The sequence below is a fragment of the Pseudomonas sp. GW821-FHT11G12 genome (assembly GCF_058808055.1).
In genome coordinates this window covers 17171-35432 of sequence record NZ_JBXARH010000011.1, presented here as the reverse complement: position 1 = coordinate 35432, position 18262 = coordinate 17171, and the positions used below count along the sequence as shown (strand labels likewise).

The 18262-nt window shown below is 57.8% G+C and carries 21 protein-coding genes and 1 tRNA gene; 4 read left to right on the top strand and 18 right to left on the bottom strand.

Going from position 1 to position 18262, the window contains the following annotated elements; genetic code table 11:
• Positions 1-89: 89 nt before the first annotated feature.
• On the top strand, positions 90-1211 hold the full coding sequence (locus tag AC1RR7_RS26385) for a Gfo/Idh/MocA family protein (RefSeq protein ID WP_493158723.1): 1122 nt from the start codon (positions 90-92) through the stop codon (positions 1209-1211).
• A gap of 143 nt (positions 1212-1354) precedes the next feature.
• Here AC1RR7_RS26385 and AC1RR7_RS26380 read toward each other — a convergent pair.
• The 9 genes from AC1RR7_RS26380 to thrS form a co-directional block, all read right to left on the bottom strand.
• A tRNA-Pro gene (locus AC1RR7_RS26380) sits at positions 1355-1431 on the bottom strand.
• A gap of 89 nt (positions 1432-1520) precedes the next feature.
• Entirely contained in the window at positions 1521-1877 is a 357-nt protein-coding gene (locus tag AC1RR7_RS26375; RefSeq protein WP_003179985.1) for a MerR family transcriptional regulator, read from the bottom strand.
• Positions 1858-2160 carry an integration host factor subunit alpha gene (ihfA, locus tag AC1RR7_RS26370; RefSeq protein WP_002553164.1) on the bottom strand — a complete coding sequence of 101 codons (303 nt, stop codon included), beginning with the start codon at positions 2158-2160 and terminating at the stop codon, positions 1858-1860. Before ihfA ends, AC1RR7_RS26375 begins: the two co-directional genes overlap by 20 nt.
• Positions 2161-2163: 3 nt before the next feature.
• Positions 2164-4542 carry a phenylalanine--tRNA ligase subunit beta gene (gene pheT, locus AC1RR7_RS26365; RefSeq protein ID WP_493158722.1) on the bottom strand — a complete coding sequence of 793 codons (2379 nt, stop codon included), beginning with the start codon at positions 4540-4542 and terminating at the stop codon, positions 2164-2166.
• 26 nt (positions 4543-4568) lie between these two features.
• Positions 4569-5585, bottom strand: coding sequence for a phenylalanine--tRNA ligase subunit alpha (pheS, locus tag AC1RR7_RS26360; RefSeq protein ID WP_085712031.1), 1017 nt, complete (start codon positions 5583-5585; stop codon positions 4569-4571).
• A 109-nt stretch (positions 5586-5694) separates the two neighbouring features.
• On the bottom strand, positions 5695-6051 hold the full coding sequence (gene rplT / locus AC1RR7_RS26355) for a 50S ribosomal protein L20 (RefSeq protein ID WP_007913489.1): 357 nt from the start codon (positions 6049-6051) through the stop codon (positions 5695-5697).
• 28 nt (positions 6052-6079) lie between these two features.
• A complete protein-coding gene (rpmI, locus tag AC1RR7_RS26350) occupies positions 6080-6274 on the bottom strand; it encodes a 50S ribosomal protein L35 (RefSeq protein ID WP_002553160.1) in 195 nt (64 codons plus the stop codon).
• Between the two features lie 60 nt (positions 6275-6334).
• A complete protein-coding gene (gene infC, locus AC1RR7_RS26345) occupies positions 6335-6886 on the bottom strand; it encodes a translation initiation factor IF-3 (protein ID WP_170929410.1) in 552 nt (183 codons plus the stop codon).
• The gene (gene thrS, locus AC1RR7_RS26340; protein ID WP_096821278.1) at positions 6886-8808 is read right to left on the bottom strand and encodes a threonine--tRNA ligase; all 1923 of its coding nucleotides are present in this window, start codon (positions 8806-8808) and stop codon (positions 6886-6888) included. Before thrS ends, infC begins: the two co-directional genes overlap by 1 nt.
• Positions 8809-9188: 380 nt before the next feature.
• Here thrS and AC1RR7_RS26335 point away from each other — a divergent pair, with 380 nt between their 5' ends.
• A complete protein-coding gene (locus tag AC1RR7_RS26335) occupies positions 9189-9488 on the top strand; it encodes a hypothetical protein (RefSeq protein WP_096821277.1) in 300 nt (99 codons plus the stop codon).
• Between the two features lie 292 nt (positions 9489-9780).
• Positions 9781-9993: a cold-shock protein gene (locus AC1RR7_RS26330; protein WP_003179963.1), complete on the top strand. Its 213-nt coding sequence runs from the start codon at positions 9781-9783 to the stop codon at positions 9991-9993.
• A 72-nt stretch (positions 9994-10065) separates the two neighbouring features.
• Here AC1RR7_RS26330 and AC1RR7_RS26325 read toward each other — a convergent pair whose 3' ends face one another.
• Together AC1RR7_RS26325 and AC1RR7_RS26320 are read right to left on the bottom strand one after the other, a co-directional pair.
• On the bottom strand, positions 10066-10383 hold the full coding sequence (locus tag AC1RR7_RS26325) for an I78 family peptidase inhibitor (RefSeq protein WP_102621551.1): 318 nt from the start codon (positions 10381-10383) through the stop codon (positions 10066-10068).
• 166 nt (positions 10384-10549) lie between these two features.
• Entirely contained in the window at positions 10550-10855 is a 306-nt protein-coding gene (locus tag AC1RR7_RS26320; protein ID WP_102621550.1) for a hypothetical protein, read from the bottom strand.
• Between the two features lie 131 nt (positions 10856-10986).
• Between AC1RR7_RS26320 and AC1RR7_RS26315 the strand changes: the two genes are divergently transcribed.
• Positions 10987-11199, top strand: coding sequence for a hypothetical protein (locus AC1RR7_RS26315; RefSeq protein WP_085712027.1), 213 nt, complete (start codon positions 10987-10989; stop codon positions 11197-11199).
• 33 nt (positions 11200-11232) lie between these two features.
• Here AC1RR7_RS26315 and AC1RR7_RS26310 read toward each other — a convergent pair whose 3' ends face one another.
• From AC1RR7_RS26310 to AC1RR7_RS26280, 7 genes are read right to left on the bottom strand one after another with little or no spacing between them, the layout of a single operon-like run.
• Positions 11233-12261, bottom strand: a complete 1029-nt coding sequence (locus AC1RR7_RS26310; RefSeq protein ID WP_096821274.1) for a nucleoside hydrolase — start codon at positions 12259-12261, stop codon at positions 11233-11235.
• A gap of 44 nt (positions 12262-12305) precedes the next feature.
• On the bottom strand, positions 12306-12710 hold the full coding sequence (rbsD, locus tag AC1RR7_RS26305; RefSeq protein WP_096821273.1) for a D-ribose pyranase: 405 nt from the start codon (positions 12708-12710) through the stop codon (positions 12306-12308).
• Positions 12707-13624 carry a ribokinase gene (gene rbsK / locus AC1RR7_RS26300; RefSeq protein WP_102621549.1) on the bottom strand — a complete coding sequence of 306 codons (918 nt, stop codon included), beginning with the start codon at positions 13622-13624 and terminating at the stop codon, positions 12707-12709. Before rbsK ends, rbsD begins: the two co-directional genes overlap by 4 nt.
• 24 nt (positions 13625-13648) lie before the next feature.
• On the bottom strand, positions 13649-14668 hold the full coding sequence (locus AC1RR7_RS26295) for a LacI family DNA-binding transcriptional regulator (RefSeq protein WP_102621548.1): 1020 nt from the start codon (positions 14666-14668) through the stop codon (positions 13649-13651).
• Between the two features lie 3 nt (positions 14669-14671).
• On the bottom strand, positions 14672-15649 hold the full coding sequence (locus AC1RR7_RS26290; RefSeq protein WP_102621547.1) for an ABC transporter permease: 978 nt from the start codon (positions 15647-15649) through the stop codon (positions 14672-14674).
• Entirely contained in the window at positions 15646-17199 is a 1554-nt protein-coding gene (locus AC1RR7_RS26285; protein ID WP_085732496.1) for a sugar ABC transporter ATP-binding protein, read from the bottom strand. Before AC1RR7_RS26285 ends, AC1RR7_RS26290 begins: the two co-directional genes overlap by 4 nt.
• A 55-nt stretch (positions 17200-17254) precedes the next feature.
• Positions 17255-18214 (bottom strand): sugar ABC transporter substrate-binding protein, encoded by a 960-nt coding sequence (locus AC1RR7_RS26280; RefSeq protein ID WP_085712021.1) that lies wholly within the window; start codon positions 18212-18214, stop codon positions 17255-17257.
• Between the last annotated feature and the right edge of the window lie 48 nt (positions 18215-18262).

Below are 18262 nucleotides of genomic sequence, written 5' to 3'. Positions count from 1 at the left end.
ATTCAAAATATTTATTCCATTATTTGAACGTAGTGAATTTTTATTCTATAAACAGGATCTCTGAAAACAAGAACTCAAAGGATCCTGTCATGCGTGAACTCGGAATCGGTCTTATCGGCACGGGTTTCATGGGGCGAGCACACGCCCTGGCCTTTCGCAACGTCAGTGCGGCATTCGAACTGCCCTTCACCCTTCGCCTGGCCGCCCTGGCTGACGCCGATCCCGCACGCGCACAAGCTTGCGCCACCGCCTGGGGCTTCGATCAGGCCCATGGCGATTGGCAGCGATTGATCGACGACCCCAAGGTCAACCTGATCGCAATCACTACACCCAATCACCTGCACTACCCGATGGCCATGGCCGCGCTTGCCGCTGGCAAACCGGTGTATTGCGAAAAGCCATTGGCGGTGAATCTTGAACAAGCTCATGCGATGCACGTGGCGGCGAAGCACGCCGGCGTCGTCACCCGGGTCGGCTACAACTACCAGCACAATCCGATCATCGGCCTGGCACGCGAGCTGATCCTGAGTGGCGAACTCGGCGAGATCATCAGCTTTCAAGGTGAATTCAGCGAAGATTTCATGGCCGATCCAGCCTCCCCCTGGTCGTGGCGCTGCGAACCCGAACATGCCGGTGGAGCCCTGGCGGATCTAGGCAGTCACCTGCTCGCCATGGCGCGCCACCTGCTGGGCGATGTCGAAGCGGTGTGCGCCGACTCTCAGACCGTCCATCGCCAGCGCCCGGCCACGCCCGGCAGCCAGGAACAACGCCGCATTGCGGTCGACGATCAGGCCCAAGCGCTGTTGCGCTTTGCCAGCGGCGCGCACGGCACTTTCAGCAGCAGTTGGCTCAAGCATGGCTACAAGAATCATCTGAGCTTCGAGATCAGCGGCACCCGAGGCACCTTGGCGTTCGATCAGGAGCGATTGAACGAGCTACGCCTGTGTCGCGCCGGCCAGGGCGGCTTCCAGCGTTTACTGGCCGGACCGGACTTGCCCGGCTACGCAGCATTCAGCCCGGCGCCGGGGCACCAGCTGGGTTACAACGAGCTGAAAACACTGGAAGTGCATGAACTGATCATGGCGTTGGCCGGGAATGGGCAAACGGGGACTGATTTCGAGGAGGCATTTGAAGTGGAGCGACTGGCGACAGCGATTCGGGTCGCGGCTGAGGAGCGTCGCTGGGTGTCTGCCAGTGAAATCACTGGCTAGTTTTGTGGGGGCACAAAAAAGCCGATCTGGCTGATCGGCTTGAGTGTCTGATTTTATTAAAGAGGAAACTGGGTCGCCCTACAAAAGTCACTGCGCATGAAAAAGCCCAACTCGCTAAAGTTGGGCTAAGTCATTGAATTATATGGTCGGGACGGAGTGATTCGAACACTCGACCCCTAGCACCCCATGCTAGTGCGCTACCGGACTGCGCTACGCCCCGACTAGGCGTGAAACTCGCTCCTCATCTCGAAGAACGCTCAAGAATATATCGCAAGCTTTTGAAAACTGGAAGTATTTAAAAGCAGGAAATTATTTCTTGAGAACCACCAGAACATCTTCGAGCTCGGCGATCATCTGGCGGATCATTTGCTTGTATTGGGTTGTGTCGTCTTTGGCTTCATCACCGGACAGTCGCAAACGTGCGCCGCCGATGGTGAATCCTTGATCGTAAAGGAGCGCGCGGATTTGCCGGATCATCAGCACGTCCTGGCGCTGATAATACCGGCGGTTTCCGCGGCGTTTGACGGGGTTGAGCTGAGGAAACTCCTGCTCCCAGTAGCGCAGCACGTGTGGTTTTACCGCACACAGCTCGCTGACTTCACCGATGGTGAAGTAGCGTTTGCCCGGGATGACGGGTAGTTCGTCGTTATGACTTGGTTCCAGCATAAGCCTCAACTCGGGCTTTCAACTTCTGCCCTGGACGAAAGGTGACCACACGGCGAGCCGTGATCGGGATTTCTTCCCCCGTTTTCGGGTTGCGGCCAGGCCGCTGGCGTTTGTCCCGAAGGTCGAAATTGCCGAAACCCGACAATTTGACCTGCTCGTTGTCTTCAAGAGCGTGCCTGATTTCCTCGAAAAACAGTTCTACCAATTCCTTGGCTTCCCGCTTGTTCAGGCCCAGCTCTTCATACAGACGTTCCGCCATCTCAGCTTTCGTCAAAGCCCCCATACGTCACTTCCTTAACGTGGCGTTCAACCTTTGTTCGAGCGAGGTGAGGATATTTTGCGTCGTCGAATTCACCTCATCGTCATTAAGAGTGCGCGATGGATGCTGCCAGGTCAAGCCGACTGCAAGGCTTTTTCTATCAGGATCAATACCTTTACCCTGATACACGTCAAATAGCCTGAGGTCTGTCAGCCATTCGCCTGCATTTTCACGGATTACGTCCAGTACAGCCGAGGCTGCAACGTCTTTGTGCGCAATCAGTGCAAGGTCACGACGTACTTCAGGAAAGCGCGACAACTCGTGGAATTTAGGCATTTTGCCCAATGCCACTTCAGCCAGAACGAGCTCGAAAACGAAGACCGGACGGTCGAGACCGAGGGATTTCGACAGCTCAGGGTGAATAGCACCGATAAAGCCGACTTCACGCCCTTCACGCTCGATGCGCGCGGTTTGACCCGGGTGCAGCGCCGGGTGCTTGCCCGGAGTGAAAGTGAAGGAATCCAGCGCACCGGCAAAACCCAGCACCGCTTCCACGTCGGCCTTGACGTCGAAGAAGTCCACAGTATCGCGACCTTGTGCCCAGCCTTCCGGCAGACGGCTACCGCAGACGACACCGGCCAGCATCGGCTCTTGCTTCAGGCCTTCCAACTGACCGACGAAGCGCAGACCGCTCTCGAACAGACGGACGCGATCCTGCTGACGATTGAGGTTGTGCTGCAGCGCCTTGACCAGACCCGGCCACAGCGACGAACGCATCGCAGCCATGTCATTAGAGATCGGGTTCGCCAACAGCAGTGGTTCAACACCCGGGTTGAACAGCTCAAACTGTTTTGGATCGATGAAGCTGTAAGTGATCGCTTCCTGATAACCACGAGCGACCAGCAGACGGCGCAGCTCCGGCAGATCGCTACGCGCTTCGGCCTTGGCCTGCGGCGCCAAACGAGCTTGCGGATAACGAACCGGCAAACGGTTGTAACCGTACAGACGCGCCAGCTCTTCGATCAGATCGACTTCCAGGCTGATATCGAAGCGATGGCTTGGCACTTCTACGCGCCACTGCCCTGCTCCCTCGGCGGAAACTTTCAGGCCCAAAGCGTTGAGCAGACGCTCGACTTCGGCCGAATCCATTTCCATGCCCAGCATCTGGGTGATGCGCTGAGCGCGCAGAGTGATCGGCGCGATCGACGGCAAGTGCTGCTCGATGACGGTCTCGATGATCGGACCCGCTTCGCCACCGGTGATTTCCAGCAGCAGGCCAGTGGCGCGCTCCATGGCTTCACGGGCCAGTTGCCAGTCCACGCCACGCTCGTAGCGGTGCGAAGCATCAGTGTGCAGACCGTAAGAGCGAGCCTTGCCCGCCACAGCGATCTGATCGAAGAATGCACTTTCGAGGAACACGTCACGAGTGGTCGCGGACACGCCGCTGTGCTCGCCACCCATCACACCGGCAATCGCCAGAGCGCGAGTGTGGTCGGCGATTACCAGCGTATCGCTACGCAGGCTGACTTCCTGACCGTCGAGCAATACCAGCTTCTCGCCTTCCTCAGCCATGCGCACACGAATGCCGCCGTTGATTTCAGCGAGGTCGAATGCGTGCAGCGGTTGACCCAGTTCAAGCATCACGTAGTTGGTGATGTCGACCGCAGCGTCAATGCTACGAACTTCGGCGCGACGCAGACGCTCAACCATCCACAGCGGCGTAGGCTTGGACAGGTCCACGTTGCGAATGACTCGGCCCAGATAACGCGGGCAGGCAGCGGGTGCCAGGACTTCTACCGAACGCACTTCATCGTGCACCGCCGGAACGCTCATCACCACCGGGCGAGTAACCGGAGCGTCGTACAACGCACCGACTTCACGAGCCAGACCAGCCAGAGACAGGCAGTCGCCGCGGTTCGGGGTCAGGTCGACCTCGATGCTGGCGTCTTCCAGATCCAGATAAACACGGAAATCTTCGCCCACCGGCGCATCGGCCGGCAGTTCCATCAGACCGTCATTACCTTCACCGACCTGCAGCTCGGTTTGCGAGCACAGCATGCCGTTGGACTCGACGCCACGCAGCTTGGCTTTCTTGATCTTGAAATCGCCCGGCAGCTCGGCACCGATCATGGCGAACGGAATCTTCAGGCCCGGACGCACGTTTGGCGCACCGCACACGACCTGGAAAGTTTCCGTGCCATTGCTGACCTGGCAAACACGCAGCTTGTCGGCGTCAGGGTGCTGCTCGGTACTCAGTACCTCGCCCACCACCACACCACTGAATGCACCGGCGGCCGGCGTAACGCTATCGACCTCAAGACCGGCCATCGACAGACGAGCAACCAGCTCGTCGCGATTTACCTGCGGGCTAACCCAGCCACGCAGCCATTGTTCACTGAATTTCATCCTGCTCTCCTAAGAATTCGTTACGACTAGCGAAATTGCGCGAGGAACCGCAAGTCGTTGTCGAAGAACAGACGCAAGTCGTTCACGCCGTAACGCAGCATGGCCAGACGCTCGACGCCCATGCCGAAGGCAAAGCCCGAGAACTCTTCCGGATCGATCCCGGACATGCGCAGCACATTCGGGTGAACCATGCCGCAGCCCATCACTTCCAGCCAGCCGGTCTGCTTGCAGACGCGGCAACCTTTACCGCTGCACATCACGCATTCCATGTCGACTTCAGCGGATGGCTCGGTGAACGGGAAGTAGGAAGGACGGAAACGCACCGCCAGTTCTTTTTCGAAGAACACCCGCAGGAACTCTTCGATAGTCCCTTTCAGGTCGGCGAAATTGATGTCGCGATCGACCAGCAGGCCTTCGACCTGGTGGAACATAGGCGAGTGGGTGATATCGGAGTCGCTGCGATACACACGGCCTGGGCAGACGATGCGGATCGGCGGCTGTTGCGATTCCATGGTGCGGACCTGTACCGGCGAGGTATGGGTGCGCAACAGCATGTTCGCATTGAAATAGAAGGTGTCGTGCATCGACCGGGCCGGGTGATGGCCTGGGATGTTGAGCGCCTCGAAGTTGTGATAATCGTCTTCGACCTCAGGACCTTCGGCAATGCCGTAGCCGATACGGGTGAAGAACTGTTCGATACGTTCCAGAGTCCGGGTTACCGGATGCAGACCACCGGAGGTCTGGCCACGGCCCGGCAGGGTTACGTCAATGGACTCGGCGGACAGTTTGGCAGCCAGTTCGGCTTCCTCAAACAGAGCCATGCGCGCATTGAGAACGCCTGTGACACGTTCCTTGGCAACGTTGATCAGGGCGCCGACTTGCGGACGCTCCTCTGCCGGCAAATTCCCCAGGGTCTTCATCACCTGAGTCAATTCACCCTTTTTGCCAAGGTATTGAACCCGGATTTGCTCCAGGGCATTGATATCTTCAGCGCTTTGCACAGCCTCTAGTGCTTGAGAGACCAGCGCATCCAGGTTTTCCATGTACAGACTCCAGATACAAAATAGGGGAAGAGCTTGAAGGCTCTTCCCCTATTTATGACGTTTACCACCTGACCCCACAGAGGTGAAGCCGGGTGACTGTCGGGGGTACTTAAGCCAAGGTGGCTTTAGCTTTCTCGACAATCGCGGCAAACACCGCTTTTTCGTTCACTGCCAGATCAGCCAGAACCTTACGGTCGATCTCGATGGACGCTTTTTTCAGGCCAGCGATGAAACGGCTGTAGGACAGACCGTTAACACGAGCACCAGCGTTGATACGAGCGATCCACAGAGCGCGGAACTGACGTTTTTTCTGACGACGGTCACGGTAGGCGTATTGGCCTGCCTTGATTACCGCTTGCTTGGCAACACGGAATACGCGCGAACGTGCACCGTAGTAGCCTTTAGCAAGTTTCAGAATTTTTTTGTGACGCTTACGGGCAATGACGCCACGCTTTACACGAGCCATGAGTTACTTCCTCTATTCTTGACTAAAATTAACGAAGGCGCAGCATGCGCTCGACTTTTGCCACGTCAGACGGATGCAGCAAGCTGCTACCGCGCAGTTGACGCTTACGCTTGGTCGACATTTTAGTCAGGATGTGGCTCTTGAAAGCGTGCTTGTGCTTGATACCGTTAGCAGTTTTCAGAAACCGCTTAGCAGCACCACTTTTCGTTTTCATCTTTGGCATGTTCGGATACTCCGCATTCAGTTGATAAACATAATCAGAAGGCCTGCCGTGCCCTGTTGATTACTTCTTCTTTTTCGGGGCGATGACCATGATCAGCTGGCGTCCTTCCATCTTAGGATGCTGTTCGACCGAACCGTACTCGAGCAGGTCAGCTTCAACCCGCTTGAGGAGTTCCATCCCCAGCTCCTGGTGGGCCATCTCACGGCCGCGGAATCGCAAGGATACCTTGGCCCTGTCCCCGTCACTCAGGAAACGTACCAGGTTGCGCAGTTTTACCTGGTAATCCCCTTCCTCCGTCCCTGGACGAAACTTGATTTCTTTTACCTGAATCTGCTTCTGGTTCTTCTTCGCCGCAGCAATCTGCTTCTTCTTTTCGAAGATCGATTTGCCGTAGTCCATCACACGGCAAACCGGTGGGACTGCGTCTGCAGAGATTTCTACCAGATCAAGCTTTGCTTCTTCAGCAATACGAAGCGCTTCATCAATCGAGACGATGCCAATCTGCTCGCCATCAGCGCCAATTAACCGAACCTCGCGTGCCGAGATATTCTCGTTGATCGGGGCTTTCGGTGCAGCTCGTTTATCTTGTCTCATTTCACGCTTAATAATAATTACTCCGAATCTGGGCGACCACGCCGGGAAACCGCTTGCGCGAGAAACTCAGCGAACTGGGCGACGGGCATCGAGCCCAGGTCAGCACCTTCACGAGTACGCACAGCGACAGTCTGCATCTCGACTTCCTTATCCCCAATAACCAAGAGATATGGAACCTTGAGCAAAGTATGCTCGCGGATTTTAAAGCCGATCTTTTCATTTCTCAAGTCAGACTTGGCACGAAACCCGCTTTCGTTGAGAGTTTTTTCGACCTGAGCAACAAAATCTGCCTGTTTATCAGTGATATTCATGATCACTGCCTGGGTTGGCGCCAGCCACGCAGGGAATGCACCTTCGTAGTGCTCGATCAGAATCCCGACGAAACGCTCGAACGAACCGAGGATCGCACGGTGCAACATGACCGGATGCTTGCGGCTGTTGTCTTCGGAGACGTATTCGGCACCAAGACGCACTGGCAGGTTGAAATCGAGCTGCAAAGTACCACATTGCCACACGCGACCGAGGCAATCTTTCAGCGAGAATTCGATCTTCGGACCATAGAATGCGCCCTCGCCCGGCTGCAGATCGTACGGAAGGCCCGCGCTATCAAGGGCCGCGGCCAAAGCAGCTTCGGCGCGATCCCACAGCTCGTCGGAACCAACGCGTTTTTCCGGACGAGTGGACAGTTTCATCTCGACGTCGGTGAAGCCGAAGTCGCGGTAAACATCCATGGTCAGCTTGATGAACGCGGCAGATTCGGCCTGCATCTGCTCTTCGGTGCAGAAAATGTGGGCGTCGTCCTGGGTAAATGCACGTACACGCATGATGCCGTGCAGCGCACCCGACGGCTCGTTACGGTGGCAGGCACCGAACTCGGCCAGACGCATCGGCAGTTCGCGGTAGCTCTTCAGCCCCTGGTTGAACACCTGCACGTGGCAAGGGCAGTTCATTGGCTTGATCGCGTAGTCGCGGCTTTCCGACTCAGTGGTGAACATGTTGTCGGCGTAGTTGGCCCAGTGCCCGGACTTTTCCCACAGGCTACGGTCAACGACTTGCGGCGTCTTGATTTCGAGATAGCCGTTGTCGCGCTGCACCTTGCGCATGTACTGCTCGAGTACCTGGTACAGAGTCCAGCCATTCGGGTGCCAGAACACCATGCCCGGCGCTTCTTCCTGGGTGTGGAACAGGCCCAGGCGCTTGCCGATCTTGCGGTGATCGCGCTTTTCAGCTTCTTCGATTCGCTGGATGTAGGCAGCCAGCTGCTTCTTGTCAGCCCAAGCGGTGCCGTAAACGCGCTGCAATTGCTCGTTCTTGGCATCACCGCGCCAGTAGGCGCCGGACAGCTTGGTCAACTTGAAGGACTTCAGGAAGCGGGTGTTCGGCACGTGCGGACCGCGGCACATGTCGACGTATTCTTCGTGATAGTACAGGCCCATGGCCTGCTCATTCGGCATGTCCTCGACCAGGCGCAGCTTGTAGTCTTCGCCGCGAGCCTTGAACACTTCGATCACTTCGGCACGCGGAGTGACTTTCTTGATGACGTCGTAATCGGTATCGATCAGCTGTTGCATGCGCTGTTCGATGGCCGCCATGTCGTCCGGCGTAAAAGGACGCTCGAAGGCGATGTCGTAATAGAAGCCTTCGTCAATGACCGGACCGATGACCATTTTGGCCGTCGGGTACAACTGCTTGACCGCATGGCCAACCAGGTGGGCGCAAGAGTGGCGAATGATCTCCAGCCCCTCTTCATCCTTTGGCGTGATGATTTGCAGCGTTGCGTCGCTGTCGATGATGTCGCAGGCGTCGACCAGCTTGCCGTTGACCTTGCCGGCCAGGGTGGCCTTGGCCAGGCCTGCACCGATAGAGGCGGCGACCTCGGCTACGGAAACAGGGTGATCGAATGAACGTTGACTGCCGTCGGGAAGAGTAATAGTTGGCATGGCGCCTCCTCTCCTAGTGGTGACCCCTACCAAAGGTCACGTGGGTTGGGATGAGCCAGTACAAGATCCGATCCAGGCCATTCAATGACGAACGCCTGCCTTACAGCGGCAGGAGCCTTGCGGCCAACCGGAAAACCGAACCAGAGTGACTGGGATTCAAATCAGAGTATTCGTACGCCGCCGCTTCCGGGACTGAAGGTCATCCGGAGCCTGCGAACGCCCGAGTCGGGCATCCTAGCACAGATGAACGGTCACAGCGGCGAACGAATTGAGCCAGCCCCTGATTGCTCATTTTAACGGTGCGGTGAACTTGAGATGTACGACTAACCTCAAATGGGCTGAGAATTACCCCGAATTACTCAAACCAAGGAGTTTCAGACATGCGCCTTATCCGACTTTTCGCCTTCGCGGCTCCCCTGGCAATGCTGCTGCCGCTGAGCGCTCAGGCTGCCTGGCCTGCGGGCGTGAAAGAGCAATACATGAATGACTGCACCAAAGCCGCCAGCCAAAGCGTCAACCCGACCGTGGCCAAGCAGCACTGCACCTGCGGTGCCGACGTTCTGGAGAAGAAATTCACCTCCCAGGAAATCGCTCAACTGATGGACAAGAACACCCCGCCAAGCGGCGAGCTGGGCCAGCGCGCACTGAAAGAAATCTCGGTTTGCCGAGTGCAGAAATAATCTGTGACGAAGGGATTTGCGGGCGCTCTGCAGGCCGGAATCGGTCAAAATGACCCTGAATCCGATATTTTACGCAGGTTTTATAGCTTTTTTTACACCCCTTCGTTTCGGCTGAAAGCCGCTGAAACCGGGGGTTGTAGCCATTCAGAATGTCGAAACATCCGCAATATGAAAGCAAACAGCACGTCCGGGGGGCTACCAAAGCGAACATTTCGACTATGATACTCCGGTGTGCCCAGTTGGCCTGAGCAGCACAGTACTACTGAAAATATATGTTTCTTGGAGATACACCATGTCTAATCGCCAAACCGGCACCGTTAAATGGTTCAACGATGAAAAAGGCTTCGGCTTCATCACTCCTCAAGGTGGCGGTGACGACCTGTTCGTACACTTCAAAGCTATCGAATCCGACGGTTTCAAAAGCCTGAAAGAAGGCCAGACCGTTTCCTTCGTGGCTGAGAAAGGCCAAAAGGGTATGCAAGCTGCACAAGTTCGCCCAGAGTAATTTCTCGGCGCACTAAAAAAACCCCGTCCATGTGACGGGGTTTTTTATGGGCACTACAAAAGCCTGTGCGACTCAGCCGCAGCTGGCCCGGGTAATCACCAGATTGCTGTCGGTATTGAGGTTCAGCCGATCAGAACGGTATTCCAGGGTGATCATGTCGTCAGGCTTGAGGAACCGGGCATTCTGCGCGCCGGCTTTTTTGCGCGCCTGCTCCAGCAATTCCGGCGAAGCCTTTTTGCCGACGGTGAACTCTGCAGCTGTTGCCTCGCAACGACTGTGACCGGTTTCGGCCGCCACGGGATCCTTCTGCGACTCACTGGAGGTTGTGTTGCAGCCAGCCAGCATGGCAACCGCCATCAGAGTACCCAGTGACGCGAGCTTCCAAGGCATGAAGCCTCCTTTTTTCAATAGTTGAGCGAACATCGTGCGACCGCCGATACAGCGTTTGGTTTCATGACTTGCGCCACTCCCCTGCCCCACGATCAGAAAAACGGCGAGTTTGCCTGAGCTACGCCTGATACTTCATCACACAATCGTCACTGAATATGAACGGCGCTCAGTAGACGTCAATGTAGTCATAGGGCGGGTTCGGCCAGTTGTCCTTGAGCGCATTGAATATCTGCATCACCCAGACCTCGTCGCTGGCCGCGACGTTGCCCACGTATCCCGAGCCCTTGGCCCAGGTTTCCAGGCGAAACGACAGCCCGTCGATATCCTGACCACCCGTGACGCCCGAAGAGATATAGGCAATGCCGCCCTTGGTCACACGCAACTGGGTGTGCTCGTCGTCACGGGCTGAAGCCAGCAACAGACGCACAGCGTCCAGCGTCAGGCCGCCGGGGGAATTCAAATCGATCTGCACAGCTCAGTCCTTGGTTTTTCGGAGACGACCAAGTGTCGCATAGCCCTGCGCTCATGCCTAAGTCGCAGTGCCAAACGCCGGACAAAGTGGTTAACTCAAGACTCCAATCCCGTGACCTTCCGAGCCCCATCATGACGACCGTAAGCATCTCAGCCGACATCAAGGCCCACTGGCCACAAGGGCACAGTTCTTACAGTCCGGGCAGCCCGGAGGAACTGGCATTGATCAGCATCGACCTGCTGGTCAAGACACTGGGAACGCAAGCCGCGCAATCATTTATCGCACAGCTGTTCGAGAAGTATCCGGATGACTTCAAAGGCACATCGGACATCGAGAAAGAATAAAGGCCCGCAGGCTGGCACCTGCGGGCCTGTCGCTTACTTCAGGCGTTTCAGGCGTTCGGTCAACAGATCGAAGAAGCCCTGAGCATCACCATTTTCCACCCAGAAGGCATTTTTCGGGGCTTTCAGGCCGTCATACCAGTCGACGATGGTCTGCCCGAAGGTCGGACCTTCACGACTGTCGACCACCACGTTCACCGAACGGCCGGTGAACAGCTCTGGTTTGAGCAGGTAAGCCACGACCGTAGCGTCGTGCACCGGGCCACCCGGAATACCGTAGTGCTCCATGTCGCCCTTGATGTACTCGTTGAGGATGTCGCCGACAATCTTGCTCGCATTGTTGTTCAGCGCCGCGATCTGCTTCAGGCGCGCATCGCTGGTGAGGATCTTGTGGGTCACATCCAGCGGCAGGTAAGTCAGTTTCACGCCGCTTTTGAGCACGACTTCAGCCGCTTGCGGATCGGCATACAGGTTGAACTCGGCCACTGGCGTGATGTTACCGCCGTTGAAATGGGCGCCGCCCATGATGACCACTTCCTTGATGCCCTGAACGATTTCCGGCTCCTGGATCAGCGCCAGTGCCAGGTTGGTTTGTGGCCCAAGCATGGCAATGGTGATGCTGTGCGGCTTGGCTTTTTTCAGGGTGTCGATCAGGTAGTTGACCGCATTGCCTTCAGCCAGGCCTTTTTTCGGTTCGTGCACGGTGACACCCGACAGGCCTTCCTTGCCATGGATGTTCTCGGCGTAGATCGGCGTGCGCATCAACGGTTTCGGTGCGCCGGCGTAGACCGGCACCTCTTCGCGCCCTGCCCACTCACGGGCCAGTCGCGCATTGCGAGAGGTCTTGTCGAGACGCACGTTGCCAGCCACGGTGGTCAGCGCGCGAATATTCAGTTCCTCTGGCGATGCCAGAGCAAACAACAGAGCCACCACATCATCGGCACCCGGATCGGTGTCGATGATCAGATCGATCTTTTCCGCCGCCTGGGCGCCGGTCGCGGTTATCACGGACAAAAGCAGAAGACTCCGGATCAGTTGGTGCATTTTTTGAGCATAGCGGTGCATGGCGCATTCCTTGTGCATTTGAAATTGAAAGGGACTGAACCCGATTAAAATGTTACCCCGGCCACCAGCACGATGTTGCAGTACGGCTGACATTCGCCTGTACGAACAATCGCTCGCGCCTGTCGGCTGAGAACCTTGAATTGCTCGTGACTGAGCAGATCGCGTCGCCCGATTGCACCTTCTTCATTCAATGCGTCCAGCGAAGCCAGCGCAGTGGGTTGTTTGTCGAAGATTTCCTGGGCGAGCACATGACTCTCCACCTGCATTTCGCTGAGCACGACCTTCAAGGTGCTGACGAAATCCGGAACACCGTGGGTCAGCGCGAGGTCGATCAACTCGACGCCCGGCGGCACGGGCAAGCCGGCGTCACCGATCACGACCATGTCGCCATGACCAAGGGAGGCGACAAGCCGGGACAGCGCGATATTGAGCAAAGGAGTCTTTTTCATGCGGGTTTGAACGCCTGTACGTCAGATGAAGTAGGAATGGACGGCTGGGCACCCGCTCGAGTAACCGACAGCGCCGCAGCTATCTGACCAAAACGAATGGCCTCGGCTTCGGTTTTGCCAGCGGCCAGCGCTGCCGCGAAACCGCCGACGAAGGTATCCCCGGCAGCCGTGGTATCGACCGCCTTCACTTTGGGTGCAGGAAAATGCTGGTAACCCGCACCATTGGCGAACAATGCTCCCTGAGCACCCAGCGTGACGATTACGTTGCCGGCGCCCATGGAAATCAGCTGAGCAGCCGCTTTTTCAGCGCTTTGCAGCGAGTCCACCGGCAAACCGCTGAGGGCGGCAGCCTCGCTTTCATTGGGAATCAGGTAGTCGATGGAGGCAAACCAGTCTGCCGGTAGCGGACGGCTGGCCGGGGCCGGGTTCAGGATCACTGTCTTGCCCAGTTCGCGACCGCGCTTGAGCGCATGACCGACGGTAGCATCGGGAATTTCCAGCTGACAAATGATGACATCCGCCGCCTGCAGCACCGCGTCGAACTGGTCGATCACCGCTGGCGTCATCGAGCCGTTGGCCCCGGCGACGATGACGATCGCATTCTGACTGTTGTCATCGACCACAATCAGCGCCACGCCACTGGAGTCCTCGACGACGCTGACCGCCTGGCAATCGATCTGCTCGGCCAGCAATGCCTCGCGCAATTGCACGCCATAGTCGTCATTGCCGACACAACCGATCATCGATACCTGCGCGCCCAACCGGGCAGCGGCCACCGCCTGATTGGCACCCTTGCCACCCGACACAGTGGCGAACGAATGACCGATCAGTGTCTCGCCCCCCCGGGGCAAACGAGGCGCCCGGGTGACCAGGTCCATGTTCAGGCTGCCAATTACCACTACATTTGCGGGCATACATCACTACTCATCAATTCGGTTTCAGCGATATTCGGTAAACACGCCAGCCAGCGGCGCAGTCGACTCTCGCAAGACAATACTCGGGGTCACGATCCGCTGATCAGTGGCCAGATCCGGGGTAGCAATTCTTCGCAGCAACACTTCTGCCGCCATCTCTCCCAGTTGCAGGATCGACTGACCAACAGTGGTCAGCGCCGGATACACGTAACGGCTCATCTGGATATCGTCGAAGCCGATCACCGACAACTCCGCGGGCACGCGCACATTGCGCTCGGCAGCCGCCCGCAGCACACCAATGCCGATCATGTCGTTGCCGGCAAAGATTGCGCTCGGAGGGCTGCGCTCAAGCAGAGCCGCAGCTGCGTTATAGCCGCCCGTGCTGGTGAAATCGCTTTCCAGCATCCGCGATGGCGGCACTTCAATACCCGCCTCTTTCAAGGCACGGCAAAATCCGGCCTGACGCATTTGCGCAACACTGGTGCTCGCCGGACCGCCAATGGTGGCGATATCACGATGTCCAAGCTCGATCAGGTGCCTCGTTGCCAGATAGGCACCATATTCATGGTCGATGCGCACGAGATCGGCGTCCACACCTTCCAGACCCCGGTCAACGATTACCATCGGCGTCTTCACCCCGGCCAGCCCCTGCACCAGACCACTGTCACCGCCAGCGGAGGCGACGATCAAGCCATCGATACGCTTCTCCAGCAACACCCGCAGATAGCTGCGCTGTTTTTCCGGATTGTCGTCGGAGTTGCAGAGAATCACGCAGTAGCCATTACGCTCACAGTAATCCTCGATCCCGCGCGCCAGTTCGGCAAAGTACGGGTTGAGGCTGTTGGGCACGAGCAAGCCAATGGTGGCAGTCGTCTTGGCCTTCAGCGATCGGGCGACGGCGCTCGGTACATAGTCGAGGCTCTTGATCGCCGCCTCGACTTTCAGCCGCACCTCCTGACTCACCGGCCGGGTGTTGTTCACAACATGGGAGACGGTCGTGTAGGAAATCCCTGCAAGCGCCGCCACATCCTTGATCGTCGCCATGTCTCAGCCCCGCCGGCTTGCGCGTTGGCTACGATACGTATCGAGCACTACCGCGATGACGATCACTGCGCCGGTGATGATGCGCTTGGTCGGCTCGGTTGCGCCGATCTGCGCCAGACCGGCCGCCAGCACGGAGATGATCAAGACGCCGAAGAACGTACTGATGACCGAACCACGGCCGCCCATCAGACTGGTACCGCCAATCACCACAGCAGCGATGACTTGCAGCTCAAGGCCTGAACCGGCGTTCGGGTCGGCAGCTTCCAGACGGGAAATCTGGAACAGCGCCGCGATGCCGGCCAGCAGCCCCATCAGGCTGAACACCAGAATCTTGTACGGTTTTGGGTTGATGCCCGCCAGCCGCACCGCTTCCTCATTGGTACCGATACCGATCAGGTAGCGACCGAACACGGTCCGGGTCAACACCGCCTGAGCAACGAAGATCACCAGCAAGGCAATGATGAACGACGGCGAAATGCCGAAAGCAATCGGGTTTGACAGCCAGGCGAATGAATCACCGATGTAGGCGGTACGCGAACCGGTCATCTGATAGGCCAGGCCCCGGGCCATTTCCAGCACACCGAGCGAAACGATAAACGACGGAATTCGCCAGGCGACCGTGATCGAGCCAGTCACCGTGCCGGCCAGTGCCGCCACTGCCATGCCAAGCAGCGCAGCCGGCAAGACACTCCAGCCCCAGCCCAGAATCGCCACGCTGACGGTCGATGCCGCAAGCGCCAGCACCGAACCCACCGACAGGTCGATCCCGCCGATGATCAGCACGAACGTCATGCCCACCGCCAACACCATCAGGTCGGGGATCTGGTTGGCCAGGGTGCTGAAGGTGTTGTACGACAGGAAGTGGCTGCTCATGACCGAGAACAGCGCAACCATCGCCAGCAAGGCACCGGCCAGGCCCAGGTAAGTACCCAGGCCGTAGAAGTTGCCACTACGTTTACCGGCAGAAGATGCAGTTTTCATGGGAGATCCCTAGGCGCTGCTTCGTTGAGCAACGCATCACGTTTTTGGTAGCCGGCGAACGCGGCGGCAAGCAAGTCATCCTGGGTCCAGCTGTCACGCTCGAACGTGTCGATCAGACGCCCCGCCGACAGCACCCCGATGCGGTCGCAGATCAGCATCAACTCGCGCAAGTCGCTGGAGACCACCACCAGCGCCTTGCCCTGCCGGGTCAACTCGCCGAGCAGGTTATAAATGTCGAACTTGGCACCGACGTCGATACCGCGAGTCGGCTCATCGAACAACAACACCGAACAGTCGCGCTCCAGCCAGCGGCCGATCACCACTTTCTGCTGGTTGCCGCCGGACAATTCGGATACGAGTTGAGTCGGGCTCGAACTGCGGATGCGCATGGCGTCGATCTGCCGTTTGGCCAGAGAGATTTCGTCACCATTGTTGACGAAACCACCGCTGGAAATTTCCGGCATATTGCCCAGAGCAATGTTGGCGCTGATCGACTGGCTCAGTAGCAGGCCTTCACCCTTTCGGTCTTCAGTGATCAGGGCAATGCCGTTACGCACCGCGTCGACCGGCGAGCGGATACTCACTACCTGCGCCGGCGAACCGAGAGCAACGCTTCCGCTGTCGGCGAGATCGGCGCCGAAGATCAGGCGCAACAGCTCCGTGCGCCCCGCCCCGATCAATCCGGAAATGCCAAAAATCTCACCCGCGCGCACTTCGAAGGACACATCACGCACCTTGTCGGAGCGAGTGAGGCCTTTGACCGTCAGCGCTGGGGCACCGATATTGCGCGGGCCCATGTCCATGTGTTCGCCCAGTTCGCGACCGACCATCAGGGTGACCAGTTGCTCGCTGTTGTAGTTGGCCATCGGCTCGACGCAAACAAGGTTGCCGTCACGCAACACGGCGATACGCTGCGCAACGCGAGCCAGCTCTTCAAGGCGGTGGGAGATGTAGATGATCGCAACGCCGCGCGCCTGCAGCCGGGTGATCTGCTCGAAGAGCATTTCGACTTCGCGAGCGGTGAGCATCGCGGTCGGCTCGTCGAGGATCAGCACATGGCAATCACCGATCAGGTTGCGCGCAATCTCGACCATTTGCTGGTGACCGATGCCCAGCTCACCGACCAGCGTGTCCGGGTCGATGGCATCCAGGCCGACCTGAGCCATTGCCTCGATTGCAGCTTTGCGCAGTTGTTTGCGACTGATCCAGCCGCCGTTGCTCGGCAGGTTGTCGAGAAACAGGTTTTCCGCCACCGAAAGGGTCGGCAGCAGATTGAGTTCTTGCATGACCATACGCACGCCAAGCTCTTCGGCCTGGGTACGGCTACCGGGGCGATACTCCTTGCCCTGGAACTGCATCTGCCCGGTGGTCGGGGTTACCAGGCCACCAATGATCTTCGACAGGGTACTTTTACCGGCACCATTCTCGCCGGTCAGCGCCAGCACTTCACCGCGCATCAGCGTCAAGTCGATGCCGGTGAGCACCGGCTGCGCATAGGTCTTACCGATACCGCTGACCGAGAGGACAGCGTTCGGGGCGGAAACTGACATAAAAACTCTCCATGCGCTCGCCCGGACGGACGAGCGCCATTGTGTCGCCGAAGGACTACTTCTTGGTGACCAGCTCGACCGGGGTTTCGATGACGCCGTTGGCGCCACTGTCGACTTTCTCGCCCTTGATGATTTTCAACGCGGTCTCGATGCCGAACACGGCCTGTTTGGCGGCGAACTGATCGGCGGTTGCCAGGACACGACCATCCTGCAGCATCGGCTTGATGGCGTTGATGTTGTCGTAACCGACCACTTGTACCTGCCCGGCCTTGCCGGCCGCACGCACAGCGGAAACAGCGCCGACGGCCATGCTGTCGTTACCGGCCAGCAGTGCCTTGACGTCCGGGTACTCGCTGAGAATCGACGCGGCTACTTTGTTGCCCTTGTCGATTTCCCAATCGCCGGACTGCAGGGAAACAACCTTGATCTGCGCGGCTTCCATCGCATCCTTGAAACCAGCGGTACGCTGCTGGGCGTTGGTCGTTGTGGAAACGCCCTCGATGATGCCGACTTCGTCACCGGCCTTCAGTTGCTTGGCCAGGTACTCGCCCACCAGACGTGCACCCTTGCGGTTATCCGGGCCTACGAACGGTACGGAGATATTTTTGCTTTTGATGACAGCCGGATCGAGTTGGTTGTCGATGTTGATCACAGTGATACCGGCATCGACGGCTTTCTTGATCACCGGCACCATGGCCTTGGAGTCAGAAGGCGCGATCACCAGTGCATTGACCTTCGCCAGAATCATCTGCTCGACGATGCGGGTCTGGCCTGCTGTGTCAGTTTCGTCCTTGATGCCGTTGGAGATCAGGTCGAAATCGGCGGAGTGTTCTTTCTGGTAAGCCTTGGCGCCGTCTTCCATGGTGAGGAAGAATTCGTTGGCCAGGGACTTCATGACCAGTGCGACTTTTGGTTTTTCCGGGGACTCGGCGAAAGCCGAAGAGACGGGCAGTGCGGCGGATGCGGCAGCCAACATGGCGACAGCGAGAAGACGTCCAGCGAATGGCAGCTTCATGAGTTCACTCCGATCTTATGATTATTGTGAGCAACGCTTGCGCTGGCG

Coding starts and splice junctions, on each gene's coding strand:
- AC1RR7_RS26280 (WP_085712021.1), bottom strand. CDS start 18,214: ATGAAGCTGCCATTCGCTGGACGTCTTCTCGCTGTCGCCATGTTGGCT.
- AC1RR7_RS26295 (WP_102621548.1), bottom strand. CDS start 14,668: ATGGCGACGATCAAGGATGTGGCGGCGCTTGCAGGGATTTCCTACACG.
- AC1RR7_RS26385 (WP_493158723.1), top strand. CDS start 90: ATGCGTGAACTCGGAATCGGTCTTATCGGCACGGGTTTCATGGGGCGA.
- AC1RR7_RS26310 (WP_096821274.1), bottom strand. CDS start 12,261: ATGCACCGCTATGCTCAAAAAATGCACCAACTGATCCGGAGTCTTCTG.
- rbsD (WP_096821273.1), bottom strand. CDS start 12,710: ATGAAAAAGACTCCTTTGCTCAATATCGCGCTGTCCCGGCTTGTCGCC.
- pheT (WP_493158722.1), bottom strand. CDS start 4,542: ATGAAATTCAGTGAACAATGGCTGCGTGGCTGGGTTAGCCCGCAGGTA.
- AC1RR7_RS26290 (WP_102621547.1), bottom strand. CDS start 15,649: ATGAAAACTGCATCTTCTGCCGGTAAACGTAGTGGCAACTTCTACGGC.
- AC1RR7_RS26285 (WP_085732496.1), bottom strand. CDS start 17,199: ATGTCAGTTTCCGCCCCGAACGCTGTCCTCTCGGTCAGCGGTATCGGT.
- thrS (WP_096821278.1), bottom strand. CDS start 8,808: ATGCCAACTATTACTCTTCCCGACGGCAGTCAACGTTCATTCGATCAC.
- AC1RR7_RS26325 (WP_102621551.1), bottom strand. CDS start 10,383: ATGCCTTGGAAGCTCGCGTCACTGGGTACTCTGATGGCGGTTGCCATG.
- rbsK (WP_102621549.1), bottom strand. CDS start 13,624: ATGCCCGCAAATGTAGTGGTAATTGGCAGCCTGAACATGGACCTGGTC.
- AC1RR7_RS26375 (WP_003179985.1), bottom strand. CDS start 1,877: ATGCTGGAACCAAGTCATAACGACGAACTACCCGTCATCCCGGGCAAA.
- rpmI (WP_002553160.1), bottom strand. CDS start 6,274: ATGCCAAAGATGAAAACGAAAAGTGGTGCTGCTAAGCGGTTTCTGAAA.
- ihfA (WP_002553164.1), bottom strand. CDS start 2,160: ATGGGGGCTTTGACGAAAGCTGAGATGGCGGAACGTCTGTATGAAGAG.
- pheS (WP_085712031.1), bottom strand. CDS start 5,585: ATGGAAAACCTGGATGCGCTGGTCTCTCAAGCACTAGAGGCTGTGCAA.
- AC1RR7_RS26330 (WP_003179963.1), top strand. CDS start 9,781: ATGTCTAATCGCCAAACCGGCACCGTTAAATGGTTCAACGATGAAAAA.
- rplT (WP_007913489.1), bottom strand. CDS start 6,051: ATGGCTCGTGTAAAGCGTGGCGTCATTGCCCGTAAGCGTCACAAAAAA.
- AC1RR7_RS26315 (WP_085712027.1), top strand. CDS start 10,987: ATGACGACCGTAAGCATCTCAGCCGACATCAAGGCCCACTGGCCACAA.
- AC1RR7_RS26335 (WP_096821277.1), top strand. CDS start 9,189: ATGCGCCTTATCCGACTTTTCGCCTTCGCGGCTCCCCTGGCAATGCTG.